Source organism: Streptomyces sp. NPDC002156 (assembly GCF_053593675.1).
In genome coordinates this window covers 1-21,827 of sequence record NZ_JBSFDA010000022.1, presented here as the reverse complement: position 1 = coordinate 21,827, position 21,827 = coordinate 1, and the positions used below count along the sequence as shown (strand labels likewise).

Sequence of the window (21,827 nt, the reverse complement as noted above, 5' to 3'; positions counted from 1 at the left end):
GGGCGCGGAGCGCACCCTCACTTCATCGTCAGGAACCGCTGCACCAGCGAAGCCAACAACACCGCCAGCAGCGGCAGCGAGAACCAGAAGCTGCTCTGTAGCCAGCGGAGTTGCCGGACGCTCGGGCGTAGCGCCACCCGGACGACCTCCCTGGCCGCGAGGAGGAGGATCAGGGCGACGGCTGCCAGGCCGCCCACCACCGACCATGGTGTCCAGGTCACCTGAGGGCCGATCGGGCCGGGGTCGGGCTTCGCGACCTTGCCCTCCGGCTGTTGCCGCAGCGCGTACATCGTCACGTCGGAGTTGACGAAGACCTTCTTCAACTCGTCCCGGCCGTCCAGGTTCTGGAGCAGTCGGCCCTCCCAGGCCGCCGAGTAGCCCACGTCCAGCTGGAGATAGATGACCTGGCTGCGGTTGACCATCAGATACGAGTTGGGGCCCGCGTCCTTGAGCGCCTTCACCAGGCCCGACACCAGCACCGGGTCGGCCGGGGCCAGCGTCGGCACGTAGTTCACCTTCTCCATGTCCTTCGCGCCCCACGGAAGGGCCGGGGTGACGTTGTCGACGAGGTCGTTGCTCAGCCACAGCAGGCGGACCGTCGGGTCGTCGTGGGCGTACACGTAGTTCATCGCGGCGACCTCGCCGGGGCGGGTCCGTTCGAAGGACTCGTTGCCCCAACGGGCCACCAGGAAGCCGCCCATGAGGATCAGGCCCGCCATCAGCGCGGCCAGGGGTGCCAAGCTGATGCGGTCCCTGTCCCGTTCCTTCGCCGTCACCCCCGTGCGCGGGAAGAGCGCCAGCGCGGCCAGCAGCGCCGCGCCCGGCAGGGCGAACATGAAGACGCGCAGGGCCATCTCGCCGCCGTACGACTGCATGCCGAAGCCCAGGAACGGGACGAAGGTGAGGACGAGCAGGGAGCGTTCGCGGTACTTGTGGTCGCGGCGGCGCCACCAGCCGTAGCAGGCCAGGGTCATGACCCCGCCGGCCAGGAGGACGCGGGTGTAGAGGACCAGCTTGTGGCTCGAACTGCCGCCCTCGATACGGCCGGAGACGCTCGACGACACATTGCCGCCCACTCCGCCCATCCCGCCGAACAGCTCGTCGAAGTGCCCCGACCAGTACGGCTCGGCCATGAAACCGACCCACACGGCGACGATGACACCGAACAGGATGGGCAGGCCCCGCAGTTCGGACTTGCCGATGACGACCAGCACCGCCAGCACGCCCAGCATCACGAACGGCGTCAGCTGGTGGGCCGGGACCGTCGCCGCGAACAGGGCGATCAACACGGCCAGCAGTACGGCCTGTTGACGGCGGTTCGTCGGCTCGACCTCCGCCTCGCCCGGCCGCATCTTCCCCCAGAGGACTCTCGGCGCCCGGAACCACACCAGCAGGATCGCCGCGAAGACCAGATAGAGGAGGTACGTGAAGCCTTGAGGAGAGAAGTAGTCCTGGCCGACCCAGCCGCTCAGGACGAAGATCCACACCCCTGTCCACTTGGCCCGCCAGCTCGCCCGAAGGGAGCGTGTCAGGAGGAACAGCGGTGCCAGGTACAGGAGTTGCATGGTCAGCGGCCACCAGCGGATGACCTCCGTGAGGTCGTTCACCCCACAGGCCTTCGCAACGAATGCCGCCCCCGCGAAGAAGCCCGGCCAGCTCCAGCGCGCGTCCAGGTCCGGTACGGCGGTCCCGGTCCGGTCGATGTAGTCGAGGAACCCGAGATGCTGCCAGGCCGTCGCGAACCGTGGTTCGGCCTCGATCACGGCAGGCAGCGCGTGCAGTGACACGACCGTCGCGAGCAGGGTGAGAGCCAGCAGTGTGCGGTGCTCCCGGTTGCCCCACAGCAGCGACGCGAACACCAGGACCAGCAGCCCGGCCCCGATCAGCGTCGGCAGCGGCAGGACGGAGATCAGCCCCAGCCCGCCCATCCGGTCCAGGTCGGCTTCGCCGAGGCGGGACGCGGGCACCCAGTAGAGCAACAGCGCGGCGATCAGCAGACAGCCGAGGACCACTCCGCCACGGGTGGGCAGCAGGCGCTCGCGCAGGGTCCGGGGAGGTGCCGGCAATGGGTCGGGTGCGGTCTGCGCGGTCCGCAACTCCCGTACGAGGGACGCCTGGGCGGCTCGTACGAGGTCGGCGTCCGCGCCCGCCGGGACGGCCAGCTTCGGCAACGAGCCCTCTGTCGGCTCCCGTTCCTCCACGGGCAGCCCCACCACCTCGGGCTGTTTCAGCGCCCAGGTCGGCCGGCGGTCCACGCGCGGCGCCGGTGTCCCCGTGGGCGGGGTCCCCGGACCCGGGCGGACGTCCGGACGGCGTTCCTGGTGGTCGAAGTCGAGGTGGACGCCCAGCGCGAGCGTGTCCGAGTCCAGTGAACGTGCCCAGCCCTGCCCGCGCCCCCGGGAGCCCGCGGTCAGGTCGGCGAGGTCCCCGTCCGGTGCCGAACCCTCGGGGATCGCGTCGGCCGGTGCCGCCCTGACCGTCCGGTACAGCTTCGGCGCGGCGATCGCGACGATCACCGCGAGGGACGAGATCTCCGCGACGCCCGCTCCCGTCAGCCCCATCCGGGGGAGCAGCAGCAGCGTCAGACCGAGCACCAGGGCGCACAACAGGCCCTGCATCCAGGCGAGTCCGGCCGTCCGGCTCTGCGCGCGCAGCACCGCGAAGTACGTCTCCATGACGACCCGCAGCACCGCGCCGACCGCGAACCAGCGCAGCAGCGGGGTCGCCGCGTCCGCGTAGCCCGAGCCGAAGACGCCCAGGATCCAGGGCGCGCCGAAGAACAGCACCCCGGCGACCGGCAGCATGATGCGCGCCATGCGCCTGAGCGCGGCCCGGGTGTTGGCGGCCAGCCGGGCCGGATCGTGGGAGCCCTCGACCGTGAGGGAGGCGCCCATGTTGATGGCGAGGAGGTTGACCGTGCCGCCGATGGTGGTGGTGATGTAGAAGTACGCGTTGTCGGCGGAGCTGACCTGCGAGGCGACGATCACCGGCACCAGGTAGACCACCGCGAGGGAGAACAGCGACCCCGTGTAGTCGCCCGCCAGGAATCTGCCGATCTCCTTCGGCGTCGGCGGTTTCGCTTTCGCGTGCTCCTCGGTCGCCTTGACGTGCCGGGGCACCAGCCGCCGGAACACCAGCCAGCCGAGCGGCAGCACCGACATGGCGATCGCGGCGACCCACGACACGAACACACCGCTCGTCGGGATCGCCGCCGCGAAGGCCACCAGCAGCCCCAGCTTGACCGCCGAGAACACCGTGTTGCCGACCGGCACCCACAGCGCGTTCCGCAGCCCGGTCAGCACCCCGTCCTGGAGCGTGAGCACGTTCCACAGCACGACGGCGCCGACGAACCCGAGGGCGGGCACCGGTCCGTGCAGGAACCGGTATGACGGCCCCCAGAAGTCCAGCGTGAGCAGGAAGAGACCGCCGGCCAGCGCCACGATCACCGAACTGCCCGCGTACGTACGGAAGATGAACCGTCCCGTGGCGCGGCCCGCGACCGGGATGAAGCGGGCCAGGGCGCCCGTCAGTGTCACCGCCGTGAGACCCGCGAGGAGCTTCATGGCGGCGATCGCGGCGGAACTCTGGCCGACCGCCGACTCGGAGTAGTAGCGGGCGGCGGCCAGCCAGAAGCCGAGCCCGAGCACGGCGGAGATGCCCGTGTTCAGCATCAGCGCGTAGGCGTTGCGGAACAGCTGGCTGCCGCCCCCCTTGCCCGTGCCCAGGCCGGGCAGCCGCAGCCGCCGCCCCGGCCGCTGTCCGGGTGGATCGGCCGAGGGAGCCTCGGCCTCGGTCGTGGGTGTGGTTGTCGTGTCAGACACGGGAACTGATGGCCTTCCGGCGGACCTGACGTGCTCTGCGGACCATGGCGTACCCCTTGGTGAGGGCACGGTCCCGGGCGAAGTCCCGCGCGATGGACCGGCCTTCGGCCAGCCGCGCGAACTCCTCGATACCGGTGGAGCGGCGCACGGTGACGCGCCGCAGGGCGTACGGACCCTGCTCCCGGCGCGCGAGACCGTTGCCGACGGCGAGCGCCTGCGCGAACCCGGCCGCCCGCACCGCCGCCCGCACCCGGCGGCTGGAGTAGCCGTACGGGTAGGCGAACGACACGGGTACGGCGGCCAGTTCACCGGCGACGACGTCACGGCAGCGGGTCAGCTCGAAGCGCAGCGTGTCGTCGTCGAGCTGGTCCAGCTCCGGGTGCGTATGGCTGTGGCCGCCGATCTCGACGCCGCTGCCCGCGAGTTCGCGCACCTGGTCCCAGTCGAGCATGGTGTCGAGGCCGCCCCCGGTGTCGTACGGGCCCCTGAGCCAGCCCGTCGACACGAACAGGGTGGACGGGAAACCGTACTTGGCGAGCACCGGCAGGGCGTGCCGGTGGACGCCCTCGTAGCCGTCGTCGAAGGTGATCAGGAGCGGGCGGGACGGGAGTGATCGGCCGGAGCGCCAACTCGCCGCCAGTTCCGCCGTGTTGACGGGCGTGAAGCCCTGGTCGGCCAGGAGCGCCAGCTGCTCGGCGAACGCCTCGGGCGTCACCGACAGGGTCCTGGTCGCGTCGTTCGGCTCGGTGGCGACCGAGTGGTACATGAGGATCGGTACGGGCGTACTCATGCCGTACCCCCTTCGGCGCTCCGCTCGATCTCCACCACCGTGAACGTGGGTCCGCCCCGGCGCGCCCGCACACTCCCGAGGACGTACCCGCCGGCCGCCGTCAGCACGCCGGCGACGATCGCGCCCGCGCGGCCCGCGCCGCCCGGGCGGGCCAGCACGGCGTCGCGCAGACCGCGTGCGACCCCGGCGGGCAGGACCCGGGTGGTGTACCGGCGTTCGGACTCAAGTCCCTTGTCCGCGCCGACACTTCGGGCGACCAGCGCCTTCGACAGGCCCTCGGCGTAGGTGCGGGTGCGGAAGTACCCGAAGTGCTCGCGGACCTCGGGCACCCGGTGGTGGATCACCGCGCGGTCGTCGATCAGGAGGACCGCGTCCGGTCTGGCCCTGGTGAGGCGGATGCACAGCTCCGTCTCCTCGCAGCCCAGCGGACGCTTGTCGCCGTCCCGTCCGATGCCGGTGGCGAAACCGCCGGCCGCGTCGAAGGCCGTACGCCGGAAGGAGGCGTTCCCGCCGAGCACGTTGCGGACCTTCACGCGTCCCTCGGGCAGCCCCTTGTAGGTGCAGCCCACCACCCAGTCGAACTCCTCCGGGAACCAGGCCGGCCGGCGGCCCGACGCCCAGATCGGCATCGTACGGCCGCCGACGGCCATCACCCGGGGGTCCGCGTAGCCGTCGGCGAAGTGGCGCAGCCAGTCGCGTTCGGCCACGGCGTCGTCGTCGAGGAAGGCGATGATCTCCCCTCGCGAGGCGGCGATCCCGGTGTTGCGGCCGGCCGACAGACCGCGCGGGCCCGCGTTGGCCAGCACCCGTACCTCGTCGGTCTCCTTGTACTCCTTGGCCAGCCGCTCCAGGAGAGCCTGGTTGTGGTCGACGACCAGGAGTGTTTCCAGGGCCGGCCGTGACTGCGCCCGCACCGAGGCGACCGCCGCGAGGATATCCTCCCAGCGGTCCTCGGTGTAGACGCAGACGACCACCGAGACGTCCAGCTCGTTCAAGACGCCTCTCCCCGGCTCGCGCTGAGGATGCGGGAGTGCGAACGGCTGCGCAGGTCACGCCGGTTGGAGCGCTCCTTCAGGATCACCCGCAGCACCCGCAGCCCGTCGCGCACGGCCCGCAGATTGCTCGCGCCGTGGATACGGAGGTACTCGTGGCTCGGGATCTCCTGCACCTTGAGCCCCGCCTTGACCACCCTGATGTTGATCAGGGTCTCGATCTCGAAGCCGGTGCAGTCGAGGTCGATCTTGTCGAGGCAGTGCCGCCAGAACGCGTTGTAGCCGTAGCAGAGATCGGTGTAGCGGGCGCCGAACTTCTTGTTGACCACCGTGCACAGCGCCCAGTTGCCGAGCTTGCGGATCGGCGTCATGTCGTCGGTGCCGCCGCCGTTGGCGAAGCGCGAGCCCTTGGCGAAGTCGGCGCCCGAGACGAGTGCGGAGACGTACGACACGATCTCGTTGCCGTCCGCCGAGCCGTCCGCGTCGACCATCACGATGATGTCGCCGGTGCAGGCCTCGAACCCGGTGATCAGGGCATCCCCCTTGCCCTTGCCCTGTTGCTCGACCACCTTGACGCCGGGCCACAGGTCGCGGGCGACCTGGACGGTGTCGTCGGTGGAGTTGCCGTCGACCAGGACCACCTCGTGGATCCAGTCGGGCAGTGTCTTGAAGACGTACGGCAGGTTCTCCGCCTCGTTCATGGCGGGGATCACCACACTCACCGGTGGCGTGATCGCCAGATGTGAGGAGATGGGCCGGTACACGTCGGCCTTGATCGGTTGCTGGTTGGCGATCGCGGGCTCCTCGCCCGAGATCGCCGGTCGCAGAACGGAACTCATGAGTCTGGTCCCTCTCGTCCGGTGGACCGCCCGCCCCTGGGCGGCCCGGTTATGTGTCCGGTTCGAAAGGGGGGTTCTCACTCACGGCATGACGAATGGTTTCTCCGTATCGGTCTCTAGCTGTCTTCGTGCATGCCGGGTGAGCTGGCAAAGCTGGCCGAACGCCTGAACAGGTGTCCGGTCTCGCGGCACGGCTCGGCAAGACATACGTTCACCGAGCGCGGCACCCCCCTACCGCGTCCCGCTCCGACGGTCGTCGTGGACCCTGAGCCCTCCCCTGAGTCACAGGACGACGTACCGATGCGGGTGAGATGTATGACGGTATTGACGATTGCGCCCTTATGGCAAGACCTGGAACGAGGCCTCACGTTTTTGTTGGTTTGACCGTTACACAACCACTTTGATCGTTGGACAACTACTTTGATCGATTTCGTGAACGGAGCTGTCCCATCCGTTTCAGCGCCTTGTCGGCCGGCTCGAACAGCTCCGGCCGGGACAGCACCACATTGCGCAGCGCCCGGACCGGGGCGCGCCGCGCCCGGTGTCCGACCGCCACCGGGTGACGACGTGTCACCCACCCCTCGGACACCATGAGTTCACGGGTCTTCAGGGAGTCCTTGTACTCCTTCTGCCCCCGGCCCAGATCCAGGTACGCGATCCCGTCGGCGGCGGCCGCCTCGGCCATCCGCAGATGCAGGACAAGACCCGGCGAGTACTTCGAGAACGCCGGGTCGTACGCCGGGAACCAGCAGGCCAGCACGCGTTCCGTACGCAGTCCGAAGTGGGCGGCGACCGGCTTCCCGTCGACGTAGAGCACCGACAGGATGCCCGCGAACGGGTCGGACCGGGTGTGGAAGAGCTGGTGCACCAGCCCGGTGATCCAGGGGTGCGCGAACCGGTCGCTGCGGCCCGTCCTGCGGTACTGGGCGGACTTCCAGTCCATCAGCCTGCGCAGCGCCTCGGGATCACGCTCGTCGTGGACGTAGCGCACCTCGCCGGCGTCCCGGCCGAGCTTGCGCTCCTTGGCGAGGGTCGTGCGGGTGAACTTGGGTGAGCGCGCCCGCAGTCCGGCCAGATAGGCCTCGTACCCCTGGTCGACGTCCATCACCGGGGACGGGAAGGTGCCGGAGGCCTCGGCCTCGAACGGCGCCTGGCCCTCCACCAGGTGGTCGAACTCCCACACCGCGAGCCCGCAGGCCCGCAGCAACTCCCGTGCGTCCCAGTCGAATCCGGGGCGGTGCACCAGCCCCTGGCAGTCGGAGACGCCGAGCCCGATCGCCCGGCCGACGCCGGCGGCGGATCTCTGGAACGGGAAGAAGGCGGCCGGCTCCCCGCCCTCGCGGAGCACCGCGATCCGTACGCCGCGTCTGCAGCGGCCGACCGCGAGCGTGAACTCCGGGGACAGGAAGGGGTTCGCCAGTTCGGGCGAGCCGTGCAGATGGGCCTTGGCCTGCATCGCGGTCCAGGCGGCCCGGTCGGCGGCGGTCAGTTCGCCGGGTCGGTACACGGAGAGGGTCACGTCGGAAGTTAGGTTTCGAGCCACGTCACCAGCCACGTCAGGAGGTCCGTCTTCTCGCCGTACGGCCGCGGTGCCGCCGTACCAGAACCAGCAGGAGGATGAGCGAGCTGATCACGGTCACGGCGACGACTCCGCCGCGGACCGACCATTGATGCGTCGCCAGCATGCCCTGGGCGACCAGGAGATCGAGGGCGACCGCCGCCGCGACCGACGTCACGATCCGGCCGAGCGGCTCCAGTCCGCGCAGTGCGGCGCCCACGGCGACCGCCGGTGCGGCGAGGAGGAAGAACAGTGTGAACGGGCCGCGCAGCGGTGAGGCGGTGTCGGTCAGCGCGAGGCCCGCGCCGACGGCCGCGACGGCCACGGCCACGCCCGCGAGCAGCGGGAACAGGTCCTTCGCGAGCCCCTGCGGTGGCGGCTCGCCGTCCCCCGATCCACTGCCGGATGAAGGTGGCTTGATACGTATGGTCTGCATTGGCGACTTTGCCCCCCGACGCGCCGGATGCCGGGCTTCAATGTCGCGCAGCGCGACGGGCGAGTCAAGATGCGCAACCAGCTCGCCACATTGCCCAGAGGCATGCGCGATGTTCCCCGGAGGGGAACGAATGGGTGAACGAACGAGTTCCCCGGAGGCGCCGGCTGCCTCCGGGGAACTCACCTGTCCGAGACGGGTGTTACGAGATGACCTTCAGCAGGCGGTTCGGTGAGCCGGTGCCGGCGCTGGTGACCACGCCGGTGGTGGCGCCGCCCGTCAGTGCCGTGGCGACCTGGGCCGGGGTGGCCGAGGTGTGGCCCGCGAGGTAGACGGCGGCCGCGCCCGCGACGTGCGGGGTGGCCATCGACGTACCGGAGATCGTGTTCGTCGCGGTGTCGCTGGTGTACCAGCCCGCCGTGATCGAGGAACCCGGGGCGAAGATGTCCAGGATCGAGCCGTAGTTCGAGTAGCTCGCCTTGGCGTCCGTGCTGGTGGTGGCGCCGACCGTGATCGCGGCGGCGACCCGGGCGGGGGAGTACGAGGAGGCGTTGGCACTGCTGTTGCCCGCCGCGACCGCGTAGGTGACGCCGCTGGCTATGGAGTTGGCGACAGCCGTGTCCAGAGCGGTGGACGCGCCGCCGCCGAGCGACATGTTGGCGACGGAGGGGCCGCTGTGGTTCGCGGTCACCCAGTCGATGCCCGCGACGACGCCGGCCGTGGTGCCGGAACCGGCGTTGTTGAGCACGCGGACCGCCACGATCTTCGCCGCCTTGGCGACACCGTAGGTCGAGCCCGCGATGGTGGTGGCCACGTGCGTGCCGTGGCCGTTGCCGTCCTGCGCGACGTTGTCGCCGTCCACGGCGTCGTAGCCGTTGGTGGCCCGGCCGCTGATCTGCGAGTGCGTGATGCGTACGCCGGTGTCGATGACGTACGCCGTCACGCCCGCGCCGGCCGTGTCCGGGTAGGTGTACGTGCCGGACAGCGGCAGGGCCGCCTGGTCGATGCGGTCCAGGCCCCAGGGGGCGCTGGTCTGCGTGGCGTCGACGTGCACCGTCTGGTTCTGCTCGACGGAGGCCACCGACGGGTCGGCGGCGAGTCTGCGGGCCTCGGTGGCGGACAGGGTCGCGGAGTAGCCGTTCAGCGCGGTGCTGAACGTCTTCTTCACCGTGCCGCCGTATTCACTGATGAGACTCTTGCCGGCGCTCGACGCGGCCTTGAGGCCCGTCGTCTTCTTGAGCGTGACGATGTAGCTGTCCTTGATGGCCGTGGGGGAGCCGGCGGCCAGCACCTTGCCCTCGGCGGGTGCCGGGGCGGCCTGGGCGGGGAGCGCGGTGAATCCGCCGACGAGAGCGGCGGCTGCCACGACGGTGGTCGCGGCGGTCCTGAGCTTCTTGCTACGCAGTTGTGCCATTACGAGGGAGTCCTCCTCTTAGGCAGCACACGCCTGGGTGGGGGCGCGTCTGTGGGGGGTGCGCGCGAGTGCGGGCACAGCCCGGAGCGTCGCGTTCCGTCCGGGCCGAAGTAAAGACTCGGTCATGCACGGGAGTTGCTCAAGAGGTTCGGACTCTTGTCACGCGCATGTCATACACACGCAATCCAACGAAATGTGAACGCGGGGAATCGGGGTTGATGTGGGCGGGTAAGTATTGGCATGAACACTTCCAATCAACACGCGTAGTTGGTACGAACGTTGTGGCAGAGATCCTGCTAAAGGGAGGTTCCATGAGACGTTCCCGAATTACGGCATACGTGACCTCGCTCCTCCTCGCCGCCGGCCTGGCCCTCACCGGGGCGACGTCGGCGCAGGCATCCCAACTCGCCGCCGCCACGGGCTATGTGGCCCTCGGAGACTCCTACTCCTCGGGTGTCGGCGCCGGTAGCTACATCAGCTCCAGCGGCAACTGCAAGCGCAGCACGAAGGCGTACCCGTACCTCTGGGCCGCCGCCCACTCACCCTCCAGCTTCAACTTCACGGCCTGCTCCGGCGCCCGAACGGGTGATGTTCTGGCGAGTCAGCTGACCCCGCTCAGCTCCTCCACCGGCCTCGTCTCGATCAGCGTCGGCGGCAACGACGCGGGCTTCGCCGACGTCATGACGACCTGTGTGCTCCAGTCCGACAGCTCCTGCGTCGCCCGCATCAACACCGCGAAGGCGTACGTCGACTCGACCCTCCCCGGTCAGCTCGACACCGTGTACAACGCCATCAGCTCCCGGGCGCCCGCCGCCCACGTCGTCGTCCTGGGCTACCCCCGCTTCTACAAGCTCGGCCAGACCTGCCTCGGCCTGTCCGAGGCCAAGCGGTCCGCGATCAACGGCGCCGCCGACCACCTGAACAGCGCCCTCGCCAAACGAGCCGCCGACCACGGCTTCACCTTCGGTGACGTCAAGACGCCCTTCACCGGCCACGAGCTCTGCTCCGGCAGCTCATGGCTGCACAGCCTCAACCTGCTCAACATCGGCGAGTCGTACCACCCGACGGCCGCCGGCCAGTCGGGCGGCTATCTGCCGGTGTTCACCAGCAACGCCTGACAGACCGGCTGACGTCCTTTCAGGGCGTAGCGGTGGGAGTGGAGGCCCCGCCCGTCGGGGTCTCCGTCTCACAGGTCACCGTGAACGGCACGGTGTTGGACTTCACGCTCACCGGGTCGCGGACCTCCACCCCGATCGCGTTCTCGATCGTCCCGCTCTCGTCGTACGTCGTCACGAAGACCTTGTTCTCCTTCGTCTTCCCGCCCCCCGACGGGAACGACAGCGTCCGCCAGCCCTGCTCCGGAGCCTCGCCCGTCTCCGTCACCCAGCGGTAGGAGATCTTCGTGGGCACGCTCCCCACGGTGAAGGTCGCCGTGAAGCCGGGCGCCTCGGAGTTGGGCGGCGGACAGGGCCCCGAGTACTCGGTGTCCGACCCGACCACATTCACCTCGACGGTCTGCGCCGGCTTCGAGGTCGTACCGCCGTCGTCGCCGCCAGGCGACTTGCTCGTCTCCTCCGCGCCGGAGTCACTGGGGCTGTTCTTCGGCGAACTCGCCCCGCCCGTACCGCCGTTGCTCTGCTGCGTGCTGGTTCCGGCACCGTTGTCGTCCCCGCCGCCGTCGTTGCCGTTCAGCAGCGCGTACGTCAGTCCGGCCACCGCCAGCGCGACGGCGGCGAGGCCCGCGACCAGGACGACGGCCGCGCGGCGGTTGCGGTCCGGTTCGGCCGTACGGGTGGTGGGGCGCGTGTCCGGGGGAGGGGGGCCGAACTGGCCCGCCGCCGCTGGCACGGGAGTCGGCTGCGGAGGCGTGGGAGGCGGCGTCGGCGGCTGCTGCGGGAGGCCCGCGATCGTCGGCGTGTACGGAGCCGTCGGACCGGCATCCGCACGCAGCGTGCCTCCCGCCCCGATGATCCGCAGATCGTGCTCGGCCTGCTCGGCGGCGAGACGTTCGGCCGGATCCTTGCGCAGCAGCCCCTCGATGACGGGCGTCAGCGGCCCCGCCCGCAGCGGCGGCGGCAACTCCTCGTCCACGATGGCGCGCAGGGTGCTCAGCGGGGTGTTCTGCCGGAAGGGGGAGTTGCCCTCGACCGCCGCGTACAGCAGCACGCCCAGCGACCACAGGTCGGACTCAGGGCCGGGGGTGCGCCCCAACGCCCGTTCGGGCGCGAGGAATTCGGGCGAACCGATGACCTCGCCGGTCATGGTGAGCGCCGAACTGCCCTCGACGGTCGCGATCCCGAAGTCGGTGAGCACGACCCGGCCGTCGTTGGACAGCAGGACGTTGCCCGGCTTCACGTCCCGGTGCAGCACCCCGGCCTCGTGCGCGGCCCGCAGCGCGGCCAGCACCTCGGCGCCGATGTGCGCGGCCCGCTGCGGGGAGAGCGGCCCCTCGGCGTCCAGCTGGTCGGCGAGCGAGACCCCCCGGATCAGCTCCATGACGATCCAGGGCCGGCCGTCATCGGTCGCCACGTCGTACACCGTCACGACGTTGCGGTTCGAGACGCGGGCCGCGGCCCAGGCCTCGCGCTCCAGTCGGGCGTACATCCGTTCGACGTCGGAGGTCGGTAGCCCGTGGGGCGCGCGCACCTCCTTGACGGCGACCTCGCGGTGCAGCACCTCGTCCCGGGCCCGCCACACCGTGCCCATACCGCCCTCGCCGAGCGGCGAGAGCAGCCGGTAGCGTCCCGCGATCACACGTTCACTGCCCGGTTCTACGGACACGGACGTCCCCCCATCGCAGCCGTGCGTCCACTGGAATCGGTCTCACCGCACGTCTATACCGCACGCCGGTTTTCCGCACACCGCCTGATTTCTTCCCAAAAGTAGCTCAGCCGATCGCTGCTGCCGCCCCCTTGAGCACCAATCCGGCCCCCAGGGCCACGACGAGGAACGCGGATCCCAGCGGCGCGGTACGCCGCAGCAGCGCGACCACCGGACCACCGGCCAGCCCCGGACGCCGGTCAAGGAGCCGGTTCGCCCCGCTGCCCAGCTTCACGACGAGGAACCCGGCCCCCGTGAGGGTGAGCGCGAGCCCGACGCCGTACGCCAGCACGAGCAGGAACCCGAACCAGGCCTTCCCCAGCGCGGCGGCGCCCACCAGGACGACCACGGCGGACGGACTCGGCACCAGCCCACCGGCGAACCCGAGCAGGATCGTGCCGCGGATGGTGGGTGCGACGGCGTGCGTGTGGGTGAAGCCGCCGTGGGTGTGTTCGAGGGTGGTGGTGGAGTGCTTGTGCTTGTGGTCGTCGTGCGTGTGGGGGTGCTCGTGATCGTGATGATGCTCGTGGGGGTGATCGTGGTCGTGCACGTGTGCGGGAGCGGCGGTGTGGGCGTGGGCGCGTGCGGGAGCGGTGTCCGTGTCCGTGTCCGTGTGAGCGTGCGCAGCGTGGGCGAGGACCAGTTCGCGCTCCGGCGCCTTGTCGGCGGCGTGGGTGTGGCTGTGGGGGTGCTCGTGGTCGTGGTCGTGCGAATGGTCGTGATCGTGGTCGTGGGAGTGGTCGTGCGGGTGGGGATGGGGGTGCGGATGGGACTGGTACTGGGACCGGGACTGGTGATGCGCGCGCTCGTGGGCGCGGTGGTGCCAGGCCCGGCGTACGAGGGTCAGGCCCGCGCCCGTCACCAGGACACCGCTCGCCACGCCCAGCCAGGCGATCACCGAGGGCGCCGCCGCGGAACCGGCCGTCACCAGCAGGCCCAGGCCGACCACGCCGAGGGTGTGGGTGACCGTCACAGAGGCGGCCAGCGGCATGACGTCGCGCAGGCGGGCCCGGCCGCCCCGGGCGGCTGCCGTGGCCGCCATCAGGGTCTTGCCGTGGCCCGGGGCGAGCGCGTGCATCGCGCCGAGGAAGACCGCGATGACCAGAGCCAGCGCGGCGAAGCCGATCGTGAGGTCGTGCCGGGCCACGAGGTTGTCCAGCGCGCGCGTCCAGCGGTCGGCGCCGCGCGGCAGCACGGAGGAGGCCGGGGCGTCGTTCTCGCCGCTCTCGGAGAGGGCGGGGCCGCCGGGGCTCACCTGGAGGGCGGCCGTCGCGGTGTCGGCCGGGGAGGAGAGCAACTCCTGGGGATAGCTGGTCAGTTCACCGGAGATCGACTTCTCCGGTACGTCGGACTCGGCGAGCGTCATCCGGTCGCCGCGCGCGGTGATCTCCCGCCAGCCGGGCCCGGATTCGGTGCCCGCACTGTGGAAGCCGAGGGAGACGGTGTCCCCTTCGGCGACCCCGGGGAGGGAGGCCGTGAGGTCGCACTCGACGCGCAGGGTGTCGAGGCCGGCCTGACCGGGCCGCACGCTCGCCTTGGCGCTGCCGACGGAGAGCGTGACGGCCTGCCCGGCGACAGTCACCTTGCTGCCCTGCGCGGCGGTCGCACACCGCTGCCCGGCCCAGTCGGTCAGGCCCAGCTTCTCGATGTCGGGCTTGGCCTGGGTCGCCGGGATCTCCGCGAGGTCCTCGACATGGGCGACGCGGAGCTGTCCCGGGGCGACGACGAGACCGTCGTACCGGTTGACGGTGAAGTTGCCGAGGGGATGCGCGCTGGCGGCCCCGGCGGGAACCAGGACGAGCGCACAGGCGCCCGCGAACACGGCCGCGCCGGCGGCGACCACACGACGGGGCATCACTTCGCCGCCTCCAGGGACTTGAGAGCCGTACGGGCCTTCTGGGCGCCCAACGGGGAGAAACCGGGGTTGAGTTCGAGGGCGGCGGAGAGCGAGGCGCGGGCTTCCTTGGCGTTGCCCGTGGCCTGCTCGATCATGCCGCGGTGGTAGAGGAAGGAGGCGTTGCGGTAGCCGGTCGCGGTGGCGCGGCGGGCGTACGTGAGAGCTTCCTCGTCCTGGTCGTTGACGTGCAGCGCCCACGCGAGGGCGTCGGCCGTGTGCACGGTCTCGCGGCGGTCCCACTCGGCGCGGGCCGCGCGCAGCGCCGACTTCTTGTCGCCGTGGTCGGCGGCGGCGAGCGCGGTGTCCAGGTCGGCGTTGACTCCGTTGGCGCGGGCGATGGCCGTCCAGGCGTTGACGAGCGCGTACTGGTCACGGGCCTTGGCCAAGTCGCCGTCGCCGCCCCGGACTTCGTACAGCTCACCGAGTTCGACGAGCGGCCCGGGCAGCGGATAGCGGGAGACGAGTTCCTCCATGCCCTTGATGGCTCCGGCCAGGTCGCCGTCCGCGAACTGGGCGCGGGACCGGCCTTCGAGGGCGGGCAGATAGTTGTCGTCGGCGGCGAGGGCGCGGGCGTAGTACTCCAGGGCGGACGTGTACTCGCCCTGGTTCCAGGCGAGTTGCCCGAGCGCGGTGGCCACGTAGGCGACGTCCCCGCGCGAGGTGGCGGAGCCGAGCGCCCGCTCCAGCACGCGCCGGGCGGTGCTGACATCGCCGCGCAGCTCACGCACGTACGCGTACCGCGTGAAGACAGGCACCCCGGGCCGCTTGTCGTCGGCCTCGTCGGCGGCCTTCGACGCCTCGTCGTAGCGCCCGAGTTCGACCAGGGCGTCGATACGGGTGGACAGGGCGCGCTCGCTGTAGGGGTTCTGCGTGAGGGCCTGGTCCGCGTACTTCAGCGCACCGGGAAAGTCATGGCGGGCGGCGGCGAGGGCAGCGCGCCCGGCGAGGGCGGAGTCGTTGTCGGGCCGCAGCTCCAGGGACCGCGCCAGCGCCTGCTGGGCCTGCGGATACCGGGAGGGGTCACCCTTCGTCCGGGCCTGCTCGACATAGGCGAGCCCGAGAGTGGCCCAGCTCCCGAAGTCCTTGGGCTGGCTGCGGAGATGGGCCTGAAGCGAGGCAATACTCGCCTCGAGATCCCCACTGGCGAGCAGCGCGGGCGACATCGCCGCAGGCGCCGACGAAACGGACGCGGTCGCACCCCCGTCCCGAACGGCCCCCAGCACCACGGCCCCAGCGGTGAACGCCACCGCCAACGCGGCGGCACAGGCCCCGAGTTGCAGCGCCCGCCACCGCCGAGAAGCTTCCCCGACCCGCCGCACGGCGGCGACGCGCTCATCGGAAGCGGGGGACGCCTCCTCGGGGGAGTCACCGCCCGCGCCCTCGGGCGAGGCCACGGGGCTGGAGGCCGAGGGCACCGCATCGCGGCTGTCGGCCGCGACGTCGATCCCCGACACCTCCCGCTCCTGCGGAGCGGCTTCGGCCGGGGCCTCCGAGCCGGCGCCGACTGCGGCGGGATCTCCGGGGCCCTGCCCGGAGCTGTCCCGCTCGGGGGCCGACACGGCACGCAGCGCACGCGTCGGCCCGGCACCTGGCCCGGCTGCGTCCGCCGCGCGGGTCTCCGGAGCGGCATCGGCCGCCAGGGTCACCTGGGGAGCCGGCGTGCCCCCGCCTTCGGCTACGGAGGAGCGGGGCGCCTCGGAGCGACTGGCGCGGGTTGAGGCGAGGTCGCCGGGGCCCGGCTCGGAGCTGTCCCGCTCGGGGGCTCGAGCGCCGTGCGGCACGCGGGTCCGGGCGGGGCCCGTCTCGGTCTTGCCCGTCTCGACCGTGGCTGTGGGGGTGTCCGTCGTGGTGTCGACCGGTTCGGTTGTGGAGGAGCGTCGGCCGTCGGAGTGGCCGGTGCCTGTCGTCGCGAGGTCTTCGAGGTTCTGCTTGGAGTTGCTCTGCTCGGGGGCCTTCGCGGCGCGCGGCGCACGCGTCCGGTCTGCGTCCGGCCCGGCCACGTTTGTTTCGGCCGGGTCGGAGGCTGTCGTGTCGGTGCCGCCGGCACCCTCCGCTGCCCCCGCCGTGTCGGTCTGGCGGGGGCCGAACTCACGGGCCGGGTGCGTGAGCGGTGGCTGCTCGCCGTCCGGTGCGTTGTTGTTCGTACGCGGGGGCATGCCCTCTCCTCAGGTCGTTCAGGCGGTTGATCGGCGGATCAACCGCTTTGGTGCCGTGCGGCGCGGCCCGCGCCGTGGGGGATGGATACGAGCGGGCCGCGCCAGTTGGGGATGGGAGCGGAGCGGTCAGTACGCTCGGTTGCCCATGTTCCGGCGCCACCAGACCACGCCGGCCGTGATCAGCAGGAACCCGGCCGCACCGGCCGCCGCGGAACCGGCGATCAGCATCGTGTCGGTGCCACCGGCGGTACCCGCCGGCTGCAGCGCGTCGCCGAGCTGGCTGCGGACGTCGTTCGTGCCGTCGGTGCCCTTGGCGAGGGGACCGCGCGAGCCCTCGGTCGGCAGGGCGACGTACGGGAAGTAGTTCTCGAACTTCTTGTCGTTCTTGTCGACCGCGTCGCCCAAGTCGTTCTTCGCGCCGAGCAGTTCACCCTCGACGACCTGCAGCGAGGCGTCGATCACGTCGTCCGTCAGACGGCGGCCGTTCGGGAAGCCCGCGTTGTCACCGTCGAGGACACCGAGCCGCTTGGGGCTCTTGGCCGGGGCGATCGAGGTGTTGAGACGCAGTTCCTCGGCCGGAGTCACGTGCGGCGGCTGGTTGAGGCCCTCGACACCCTTGAGGAAGACGTCCACCAGGTCGTTGCGCGGCTCCTTGGGAGCCGGGATCTTGTAGATGGCCTCGATGAGCTTCGGCAGCTCGGGTTCGGTGACGTTCTTCAGGAACTGGGCGTCGTCCCACGGCGAGGACGCGTTGAACTTGTCCTTGTCCTTGATCGGGTTGACGACCTCGTTCACCAGCGGCATACCGAGCCGCGAGACCTGCTTGTACTGGCCCTTGGCGTTCTCGCGCTGGGTCGTCGACCAGATACCGACGATCGGCTGCTTCTCCGACTCCACGATCATGTGCGTCGGCACCTGAAGCGCGATGGAGTTGACGTTGTAGCCCTTGAGCGTGTCGTTGCCGACCTCGGAGAGGTTCCCGCCGTACAGCAGGTCGAAGACGCGCAGGTCCAGGAAGAACGGGTCGTCGGCCTGGCCGGCGAACGTCGTCGAACCGTTCGTCAGCTTGTGGATGGCCTGGTCGCGCAGTTTCTTGTAGTCCGGCATCGACGCCTTGCCCACGTTGGACGGGGCGACCGGCACGTCGTCGGCGATCTTCGTCTTCGACTCGACGTACTGGTTCTTGAGCTTGATCATCTCGATGTCGTACGTCTGCGTGATGTTGAGGTCCTTGTCGTCAAGGCTCTCCACCGCGCCGGTGTTGTACAGGAACGTCTTCTTGTTCTTGACGTGCGTCTTGAAGGTGTAGCGGAACAGGATCTCGCCCTGCGCGTCGCCGTTGTTGTCGATGTGGATGTCGTACTGGGCGTCCTCGGCGAACTGGTAGAAGTTCGGTCCGCCGGCCGGCTCCTCGAACGGGATCCAGTTCGCGACGATCGTCGTCGTGTCGGGCTTGTCCGGGCTCACGAACGCGTACACGTCCGTGTTGTCGTACTGCGGTGTCCCCGAGATGAGCGGTGCCTCGCGGTGGCTGGAGGCAGAAGCCGTACCCGGTACGAGCGCGGTGACGCCGGCGGCTGCGAGCCCACCGGCGGCCAGCGCACCACAAATGAGGGTCGCGATACTCCTGCGTCGCGCGCCACCCTTGGAGATGGTTGTCGTCATGCCGTCCGTCCTCACCGTGCCAACTTGCCTGACGACGGGGATTCGGAGCCCTCCCGGATGCGGATTGGTCGAACCTGAAAAGTTTCTTGAAGAACTTTCCGAGGACGTTTGGAGGGCGTCCCGAGGATGTTCGAAGGTCACCGACCCGCACTTCGAGGGCAGTTGATCCGTACCCATCCGGAGGCGTGTTGGCTTCGAATGCCTAAGGTGACGGTGACAAGCGTGATGGAGCGGGGAGGGGCCGTGTGCGGCCATAGAGAGGGGACGCGGGTGGGAGCGGACGAGCTTCTGGTACTCGTGGCCGGGGGCGACCAGAAGGCTTTCGAAGAGCTGTACGGGATCGTGTCCGGACCGGTGTTCGGTTTGGTCAGGCGCGTGGTGCGGGACCCGGCACAGTCGGAGGAGGTGTCCCAGGAGGTCCTGCTCGAACTCTGGCGCTCTGCCCCCCGGTTCGACCCCAGGAAGGGCAGCGCCCTGTCCTGGATACTCACGCTCGCCCACCGTCGGGCCGTCGACCGGGTGCGCAGCGCCCGCGCGGCCGGTGAGCGCGAGCAGCGAGAGGCCCAGCGATCCCACCGTCCCGCCTTCGACCACGTGGCCGAGGAGGTCGAGGCCGGCATGGAGCGCGAATGGGTGCGCCGCTGCCTGGACCGGCTGACCACCCTGCAACGCCAGTCGGTCACCCTCGCCTACTACGAGGGCTACACGTACCGTGAAGTGGCGGAGCGGCTCTCGCTCCCACTGGGCACGGTGAAGACAAGGATGCGCGACGGACTGACCCGGCTGCGCGAATGCCTGGGAGGTGTCGCATGAGCGTGCTCGGCAGACTGTTCCGCCGCGAGGATCTCCATTCCCTCGCCGCCCCCTACGCCCTCGACGCCCTGGAGGGCGACGAGCGGCGCCGCTTCGAGAAACACCTCGACCGCTGCGACGCCTGCACCGCCGAGGTGCGCCTGCTGTCCGAGGACGCGGTCCGGCTGGCCTGGTCCACGGCCGCGCAGCCCCCGTTCGCCATGCGCGACCGGGTCCTGTCCGCCGTACGCGCGACTCCGCAGGAGTCCCCCGGGTACTCGCCGGGGCAGTCCCCGTCGTACGCCCCCGGCCGCGCCGCCGAAGCGCCCCGCCGCAAGAGCCATCAACTGCCGGCGCATGTGTGGGGCACCGAACCGCCGCCCGCCCGCCGTGCGCCCCGTATGCGCCCCATGTTCGCCCCGTTCGCCACCGTCACGGCGGCGGCCGCTCTCGTCGTCGCCGCGCTGTTCGCCGTCCAGAACACGCAGACCCAGGACAGGTTGGACGCCGCGCAGGCCCAGGCACGTGAGATTGCCGACGTTCTGGCCGCTCCCGACGCGCGGGCGACCTCCGGACGGGACGCGCAAGGGCAGGGAATCACCGCCATCGCCTCCGCCTCCGAGGGGCGCGCGGTGGTGACCCTCAGTGGGTACGGGGAGCTGCCGAGCGACCGCGTGCGCCAACTGTGGCTCATGCGCCCTGATGTGCAACCGCGCTCCCTGGGACTCTTCAAGGGCGACACGCCCTTGGTCGCTACAGGTCTCGACAAGACGGCCACATCACTCGCTGTGACCGTCGAACCCGACGGGGGCTCAGAGCAGCCCACCAGCGCACCAGTTGTCCAACTCGCCCTGGAATCGGTTGGATTCGGAGAGTAATCGTCAACACCCTTGTGGGGAAGGTGAATCCTGTGACCGCGATACACGCATGCCCCGAGGGAGCGATAGGGTTAACCTGCCCGGGCCGGGTGGACTCGTACGGGTGGGGAGTGACATGGAACAGATAACGATGCACAGCAGGGCACGCGTCCCTGCGATCACGTGCGGGAGCACGGCGACCAAGGCGCGCCTGGACCGCCATCTCTCGGTGCTGTCGGGACCCGCCGTCCCTCAGCGCGAGACGGCGGAGGCGACCTCGCTGATGCGCGAACTGACCGCACGGGACACCGTGAAGCAGCGCAGTGACCTCGGCACACGTGTGAGCCGGCTCTCGCTCTTCGCCCCGCTGCGCCGCCTGAGCCGCACCCTGTTCGGCGGGCGCTGACCGGACCGCCCGGCGTCCCCACGCCGGCCCGGTATCACCGTTCATCGTCCATCGTCCGGTTGTTCCAGGCCCGCGCTCAGGCGGCCACACCGTCCCGGCGCAGTGCTGCGATCTCCTCGCCCGTCATCCCCACGGCACGCAGCAGCGCCTCGGTGTGCTCCCCGAGCGCGGGCACATCACCCATCCGCGCCTCGTCCCCGCCCGGCAGGTTGATCGGGGGCAGCAGCGCGCGCAACGGCCCCACCGGCGAACCCACTTCCCGCCACCGGTCCCGGGCCGCGAACTGCGGATGCTCCGCCACTTCCTGTACGTCCCTCAGCCGCGCGCACGCGATCCCGGCACCCTCCAGCCGCGAAACGGCGTCATCGACCCCCAGCGCGCCCAGAGCCGCGGCGACATGCCCATCGGTCCGCTCCCGGTTCCGGACCCGCGCCGCGTTCGTCGCGAACTCCGGATCGGCCCCCAACTCGGGCCACCCCAGCACCTGTTCGGCCAGCCGCCGCCACTCACGATCATTCTGCACGGACAGCAGCACCTGCCCGCCGTCCCCCGTGGCGTAGGCGTCGTACGGGGCGATGACGGCGTGCGCGAGGCCGGTGCGGGCGGGGGGTGTGCCGTCGTGCATCGCGTGGTGGAGGGGGTGCCCCATCCACTCGGCGAGCGCGTCGAACATGGACACCTCCACCGGCCCGCCCCGCCCGGTGACGCCCCGTCGCACCAGGGCGGCCAACACCCCCGAGAACGCGTACATCCCGGCCGCGATGTCCGCCGCCGGGATCCCCGCCTTGACGGGCTGCTCGGGCGTCCCGGTCACCGACACCAGCCCCGCCTCGCACTGCACGAGCATGTCGTACGCCCGCTTGCCGGCGTACGGCCCTGACGCCCCGTATCCCGAGATGTCCACGGCGACGAGTCGGGGGTGCGCGGCGCAGAGCGTGGCCGCGTCCAGTCCGAGCCGGGCGGCGGCGCCCTGGGCGAGGTTCTGCACGAAGACGTCGGCGCCGACGAGGAGCCGCCGTACGACGTCGAGCCCACGCGGATCCTTCACATCGAGGGCGAGGGACTCCTTCCCCCGGTTGCACCACACGAAGTGCGAGGCGAGGCCGTGGGCGGCGGTGTCGTACCCGCGCGCGAAGTCGCCGCCGTCGACGCGCTCGATCTTGATGACGCGGGCGCCCAGGTCGGCGAGTTGGCGGGTGGCGAAGGGGGCGGCTACGGCTTGTTCGAGGGCGACGACTGTGAGGCCGTGGAGGGGGAGGGGTTCCATGCGGCCGATCATGCCGGTCTTTCTCCGCCCCCGCCGCCCCTACCCGTTCCCATCCCTGGGGGCTGCGCCCCCAGACCCCCCTTGTCGCGCTGAACGCGCTCGTCCTCAAACGCCGGACGG

General features: G+C 70.6%; 16 protein-coding genes. 4 read left to right on the top strand and 12 right to left on the bottom strand.

The genetic code is table 11. From position 1 onward, the window contains the following. Positions 1-17 precede the first annotated feature (17 nt). The 7 genes from ACWCRB_RS12460 to ACWCRB_RS12430 form a co-directional block, all read right to left on the bottom strand. Positions 18-3,821 carry a lipopolysaccharide biosynthesis protein gene (locus ACWCRB_RS12460; RefSeq protein WP_450996013.1) on the bottom strand — a complete coding sequence of 1,268 codons (3,804 nt, stop codon included), beginning with the start codon at positions 3,819-3,821 and terminating at the stop codon, positions 18-20. Then, on the bottom strand, positions 3,814-4,611 hold the full coding sequence (locus ACWCRB_RS12455; protein WP_450996012.1) for a polysaccharide deacetylase family protein: 798 nt from the start codon (positions 4,609-4,611) through the stop codon (positions 3,814-3,816). The genes ACWCRB_RS12460 and ACWCRB_RS12455 overlap by 8 nt, the downstream gene beginning before the upstream one ends. Then, positions 4,608-5,606, bottom strand: coding sequence for a glycosyltransferase family 2 protein (locus tag ACWCRB_RS12450; RefSeq protein WP_450996011.1), 999 nt, complete (start codon positions 5,604-5,606; stop codon positions 4,608-4,610). The genes ACWCRB_RS12455 and ACWCRB_RS12450 overlap by 4 nt, the downstream gene beginning before the upstream one ends. After that, positions 5,603-6,442 (bottom strand): glycosyltransferase family 2 protein, encoded by an 840-nt coding sequence (locus ACWCRB_RS12445; RefSeq protein ID WP_450996010.1) that lies wholly within the window; start codon positions 6,440-6,442, stop codon positions 5,603-5,605. Before ACWCRB_RS12445 ends, ACWCRB_RS12450 begins: the two co-directional genes overlap by 4 nt. A 415-nt stretch (positions 6,443-6,857) precedes the next feature. Next, a complete protein-coding gene (locus tag ACWCRB_RS12440) occupies positions 6,858-7,961 on the bottom strand; it encodes a GNAT family N-acetyltransferase (protein ID WP_450996009.1) in 1,104 nt (367 codons plus the stop codon). 37 nt (positions 7,962-7,998) lie between these two features. Beyond that, positions 7,999-8,436, bottom strand: a complete 438-nt coding sequence (locus ACWCRB_RS12435) for a hypothetical protein (RefSeq protein ID WP_450996008.1) — start codon at positions 8,434-8,436, stop codon at positions 7,999-8,001. A gap of 199 nt (positions 8,437-8,635) precedes the next feature. Then, the gene (locus ACWCRB_RS12430; protein WP_450996007.1) at positions 8,636-9,847 is read right to left on the bottom strand and encodes a S8 family peptidase; all 1,212 of its coding nucleotides are present in this window, start codon (positions 9,845-9,847) and stop codon (positions 8,636-8,638) included. 311 nt (positions 9,848-10,158) lie between these two features. Between ACWCRB_RS12430 and ACWCRB_RS12425 the strand changes: the two genes are divergently transcribed. Further along, positions 10,159-10,965, top strand: coding sequence for an SGNH/GDSL hydrolase family protein (locus ACWCRB_RS12425; RefSeq protein ID WP_450996006.1), 807 nt, complete (start codon positions 10,159-10,161; stop codon positions 10,963-10,965). Positions 10,966-10,984: 19 nt separating this feature from the next. On the opposite strand, the gene ACWCRB_RS12420 is transcribed toward ACWCRB_RS12425, so the two are convergent. The 4 genes from ACWCRB_RS12420 to ACWCRB_RS12405 form a co-directional block, all read right to left on the bottom strand. Continuing rightward, positions 10,985-12,628, bottom strand: a complete 1,644-nt coding sequence (locus ACWCRB_RS12420) for a serine/threonine-protein kinase (RefSeq protein ID WP_450996005.1) — start codon at positions 12,626-12,628, stop codon at positions 10,985-10,987. A gap of 106 nt (positions 12,629-12,734) precedes the next feature. After that, positions 12,735-14,525, bottom strand: a complete 1,791-nt coding sequence (locus ACWCRB_RS12415; protein ID WP_450996004.1) for an urease accessory protein UreH domain-containing protein — start codon at positions 14,523-14,525, stop codon at positions 12,735-12,737. Next, the gene (locus ACWCRB_RS12410) at positions 14,522-16,210 is read right to left on the bottom strand and encodes a tetratricopeptide repeat protein (RefSeq protein ID WP_450996060.1); all 1,689 of its coding nucleotides are present in this window, start codon (positions 16,208-16,210) and stop codon (positions 14,522-14,524) included. Before ACWCRB_RS12410 ends, ACWCRB_RS12415 begins: the two co-directional genes overlap by 4 nt. Before the next feature lie 636 nt (positions 16,211-16,846). Beyond that, positions 16,847-18,385 (bottom strand): DUF4331 domain-containing protein, encoded by a 1,539-nt coding sequence (locus ACWCRB_RS12405; RefSeq protein ID WP_450996003.1) that lies wholly within the window; start codon positions 18,383-18,385, stop codon positions 16,847-16,849. Positions 18,386-18,655: 270 nt separating this feature from the next. Between ACWCRB_RS12405 and ACWCRB_RS12400 the strand changes: the two genes are divergently transcribed. The 3 genes from ACWCRB_RS12400 to ACWCRB_RS12390 all read left to right on the top strand — a co-directional run bounded on the left by ACWCRB_RS12400 (position 18,656) and on the right by ACWCRB_RS12390 (position 20,440). Then, positions 18,656-19,198 (top strand): sigma-70 family RNA polymerase sigma factor, encoded by a 543-nt coding sequence (locus tag ACWCRB_RS12400; RefSeq protein ID WP_369032863.1) that lies wholly within the window; start codon positions 18,656-18,658, stop codon positions 19,196-19,198. Beyond that, the gene (locus ACWCRB_RS12395; RefSeq protein ID WP_450996002.1) at positions 19,195-20,055 is read left to right on the top strand and encodes an anti-sigma factor; all 861 of its coding nucleotides are present in this window, start codon (positions 19,195-19,197) and stop codon (positions 20,053-20,055) included. Before ACWCRB_RS12400 ends, ACWCRB_RS12395 begins: the two co-directional genes overlap by 4 nt. Positions 20,056-20,170: 115 nt before the next feature. Beyond that, positions 20,171-20,440, top strand: a complete 270-nt coding sequence (locus tag ACWCRB_RS12390; RefSeq protein WP_450996001.1) for a hypothetical protein — start codon at positions 20,171-20,173, stop codon at positions 20,438-20,440. A 76-nt stretch (positions 20,441-20,516) separates the two neighbouring features. On the opposite strand, the gene ACWCRB_RS12385 is transcribed toward ACWCRB_RS12390, so the two are convergent. Beyond that, positions 20,517-21,719 (bottom strand): CaiB/BaiF CoA transferase family protein, encoded by a 1,203-nt coding sequence (locus tag ACWCRB_RS12385; protein ID WP_450996000.1) that lies wholly within the window; start codon positions 21,717-21,719, stop codon positions 20,517-20,519. Positions 21,720-21,827: the final 108 nt, after the last annotated feature.

Excerpts from the sequence above, each read along its gene's own strand:
- ACWCRB_RS12445 (WP_450996010.1), bottom strand. The coding sequence starts at position 6,442 with ATGAGTTCCGTTCTGCGACCGGCGATCTCGGGCGAGGAGCCCGCGATC.
- ACWCRB_RS12395 (WP_450996002.1), top strand. The coding sequence starts at position 19,195 with ATGAGCGTGCTCGGCAGACTGTTCCGCCGCGAGGATCTCCATTCCCTC.
- ACWCRB_RS12455 (WP_450996012.1), bottom strand. The coding sequence starts at position 4,611 with ATGAGTACGCCCGTACCGATCCTCATGTACCACTCGGTCGCCACCGAG.
- ACWCRB_RS12405 (WP_450996003.1), bottom strand. The coding sequence starts at position 18,385 with ATGACGACAACCATCTCCAAGGGTGGCGCGCGACGCAGGAGTATCGCG.
- ACWCRB_RS12430 (WP_450996007.1), bottom strand. The coding sequence starts at position 9,847 with ATGGCACAACTGCGTAGCAAGAAGCTCAGGACCGCCGCGACCACCGTC.
- ACWCRB_RS12425 (WP_450996006.1), top strand. The coding sequence starts at position 10,159 with ATGAGACGTTCCCGAATTACGGCATACGTGACCTCGCTCCTCCTCGCC.
- ACWCRB_RS12390 (WP_450996001.1), top strand. The coding sequence starts at position 20,171 with ATGGAACAGATAACGATGCACAGCAGGGCACGCGTCCCTGCGATCACG.
- ACWCRB_RS12435 (WP_450996008.1), bottom strand. The coding sequence starts at position 8,436 with ATGCAGACCATACGTATCAAGCCACCTTCATCCGGCAGTGGATCGGGG.
- ACWCRB_RS12385 (WP_450996000.1), bottom strand. The coding sequence starts at position 21,719 with ATGATCGGCCGCATGGAACCCCTCCCCCTCCACGGCCTCACAGTCGTC.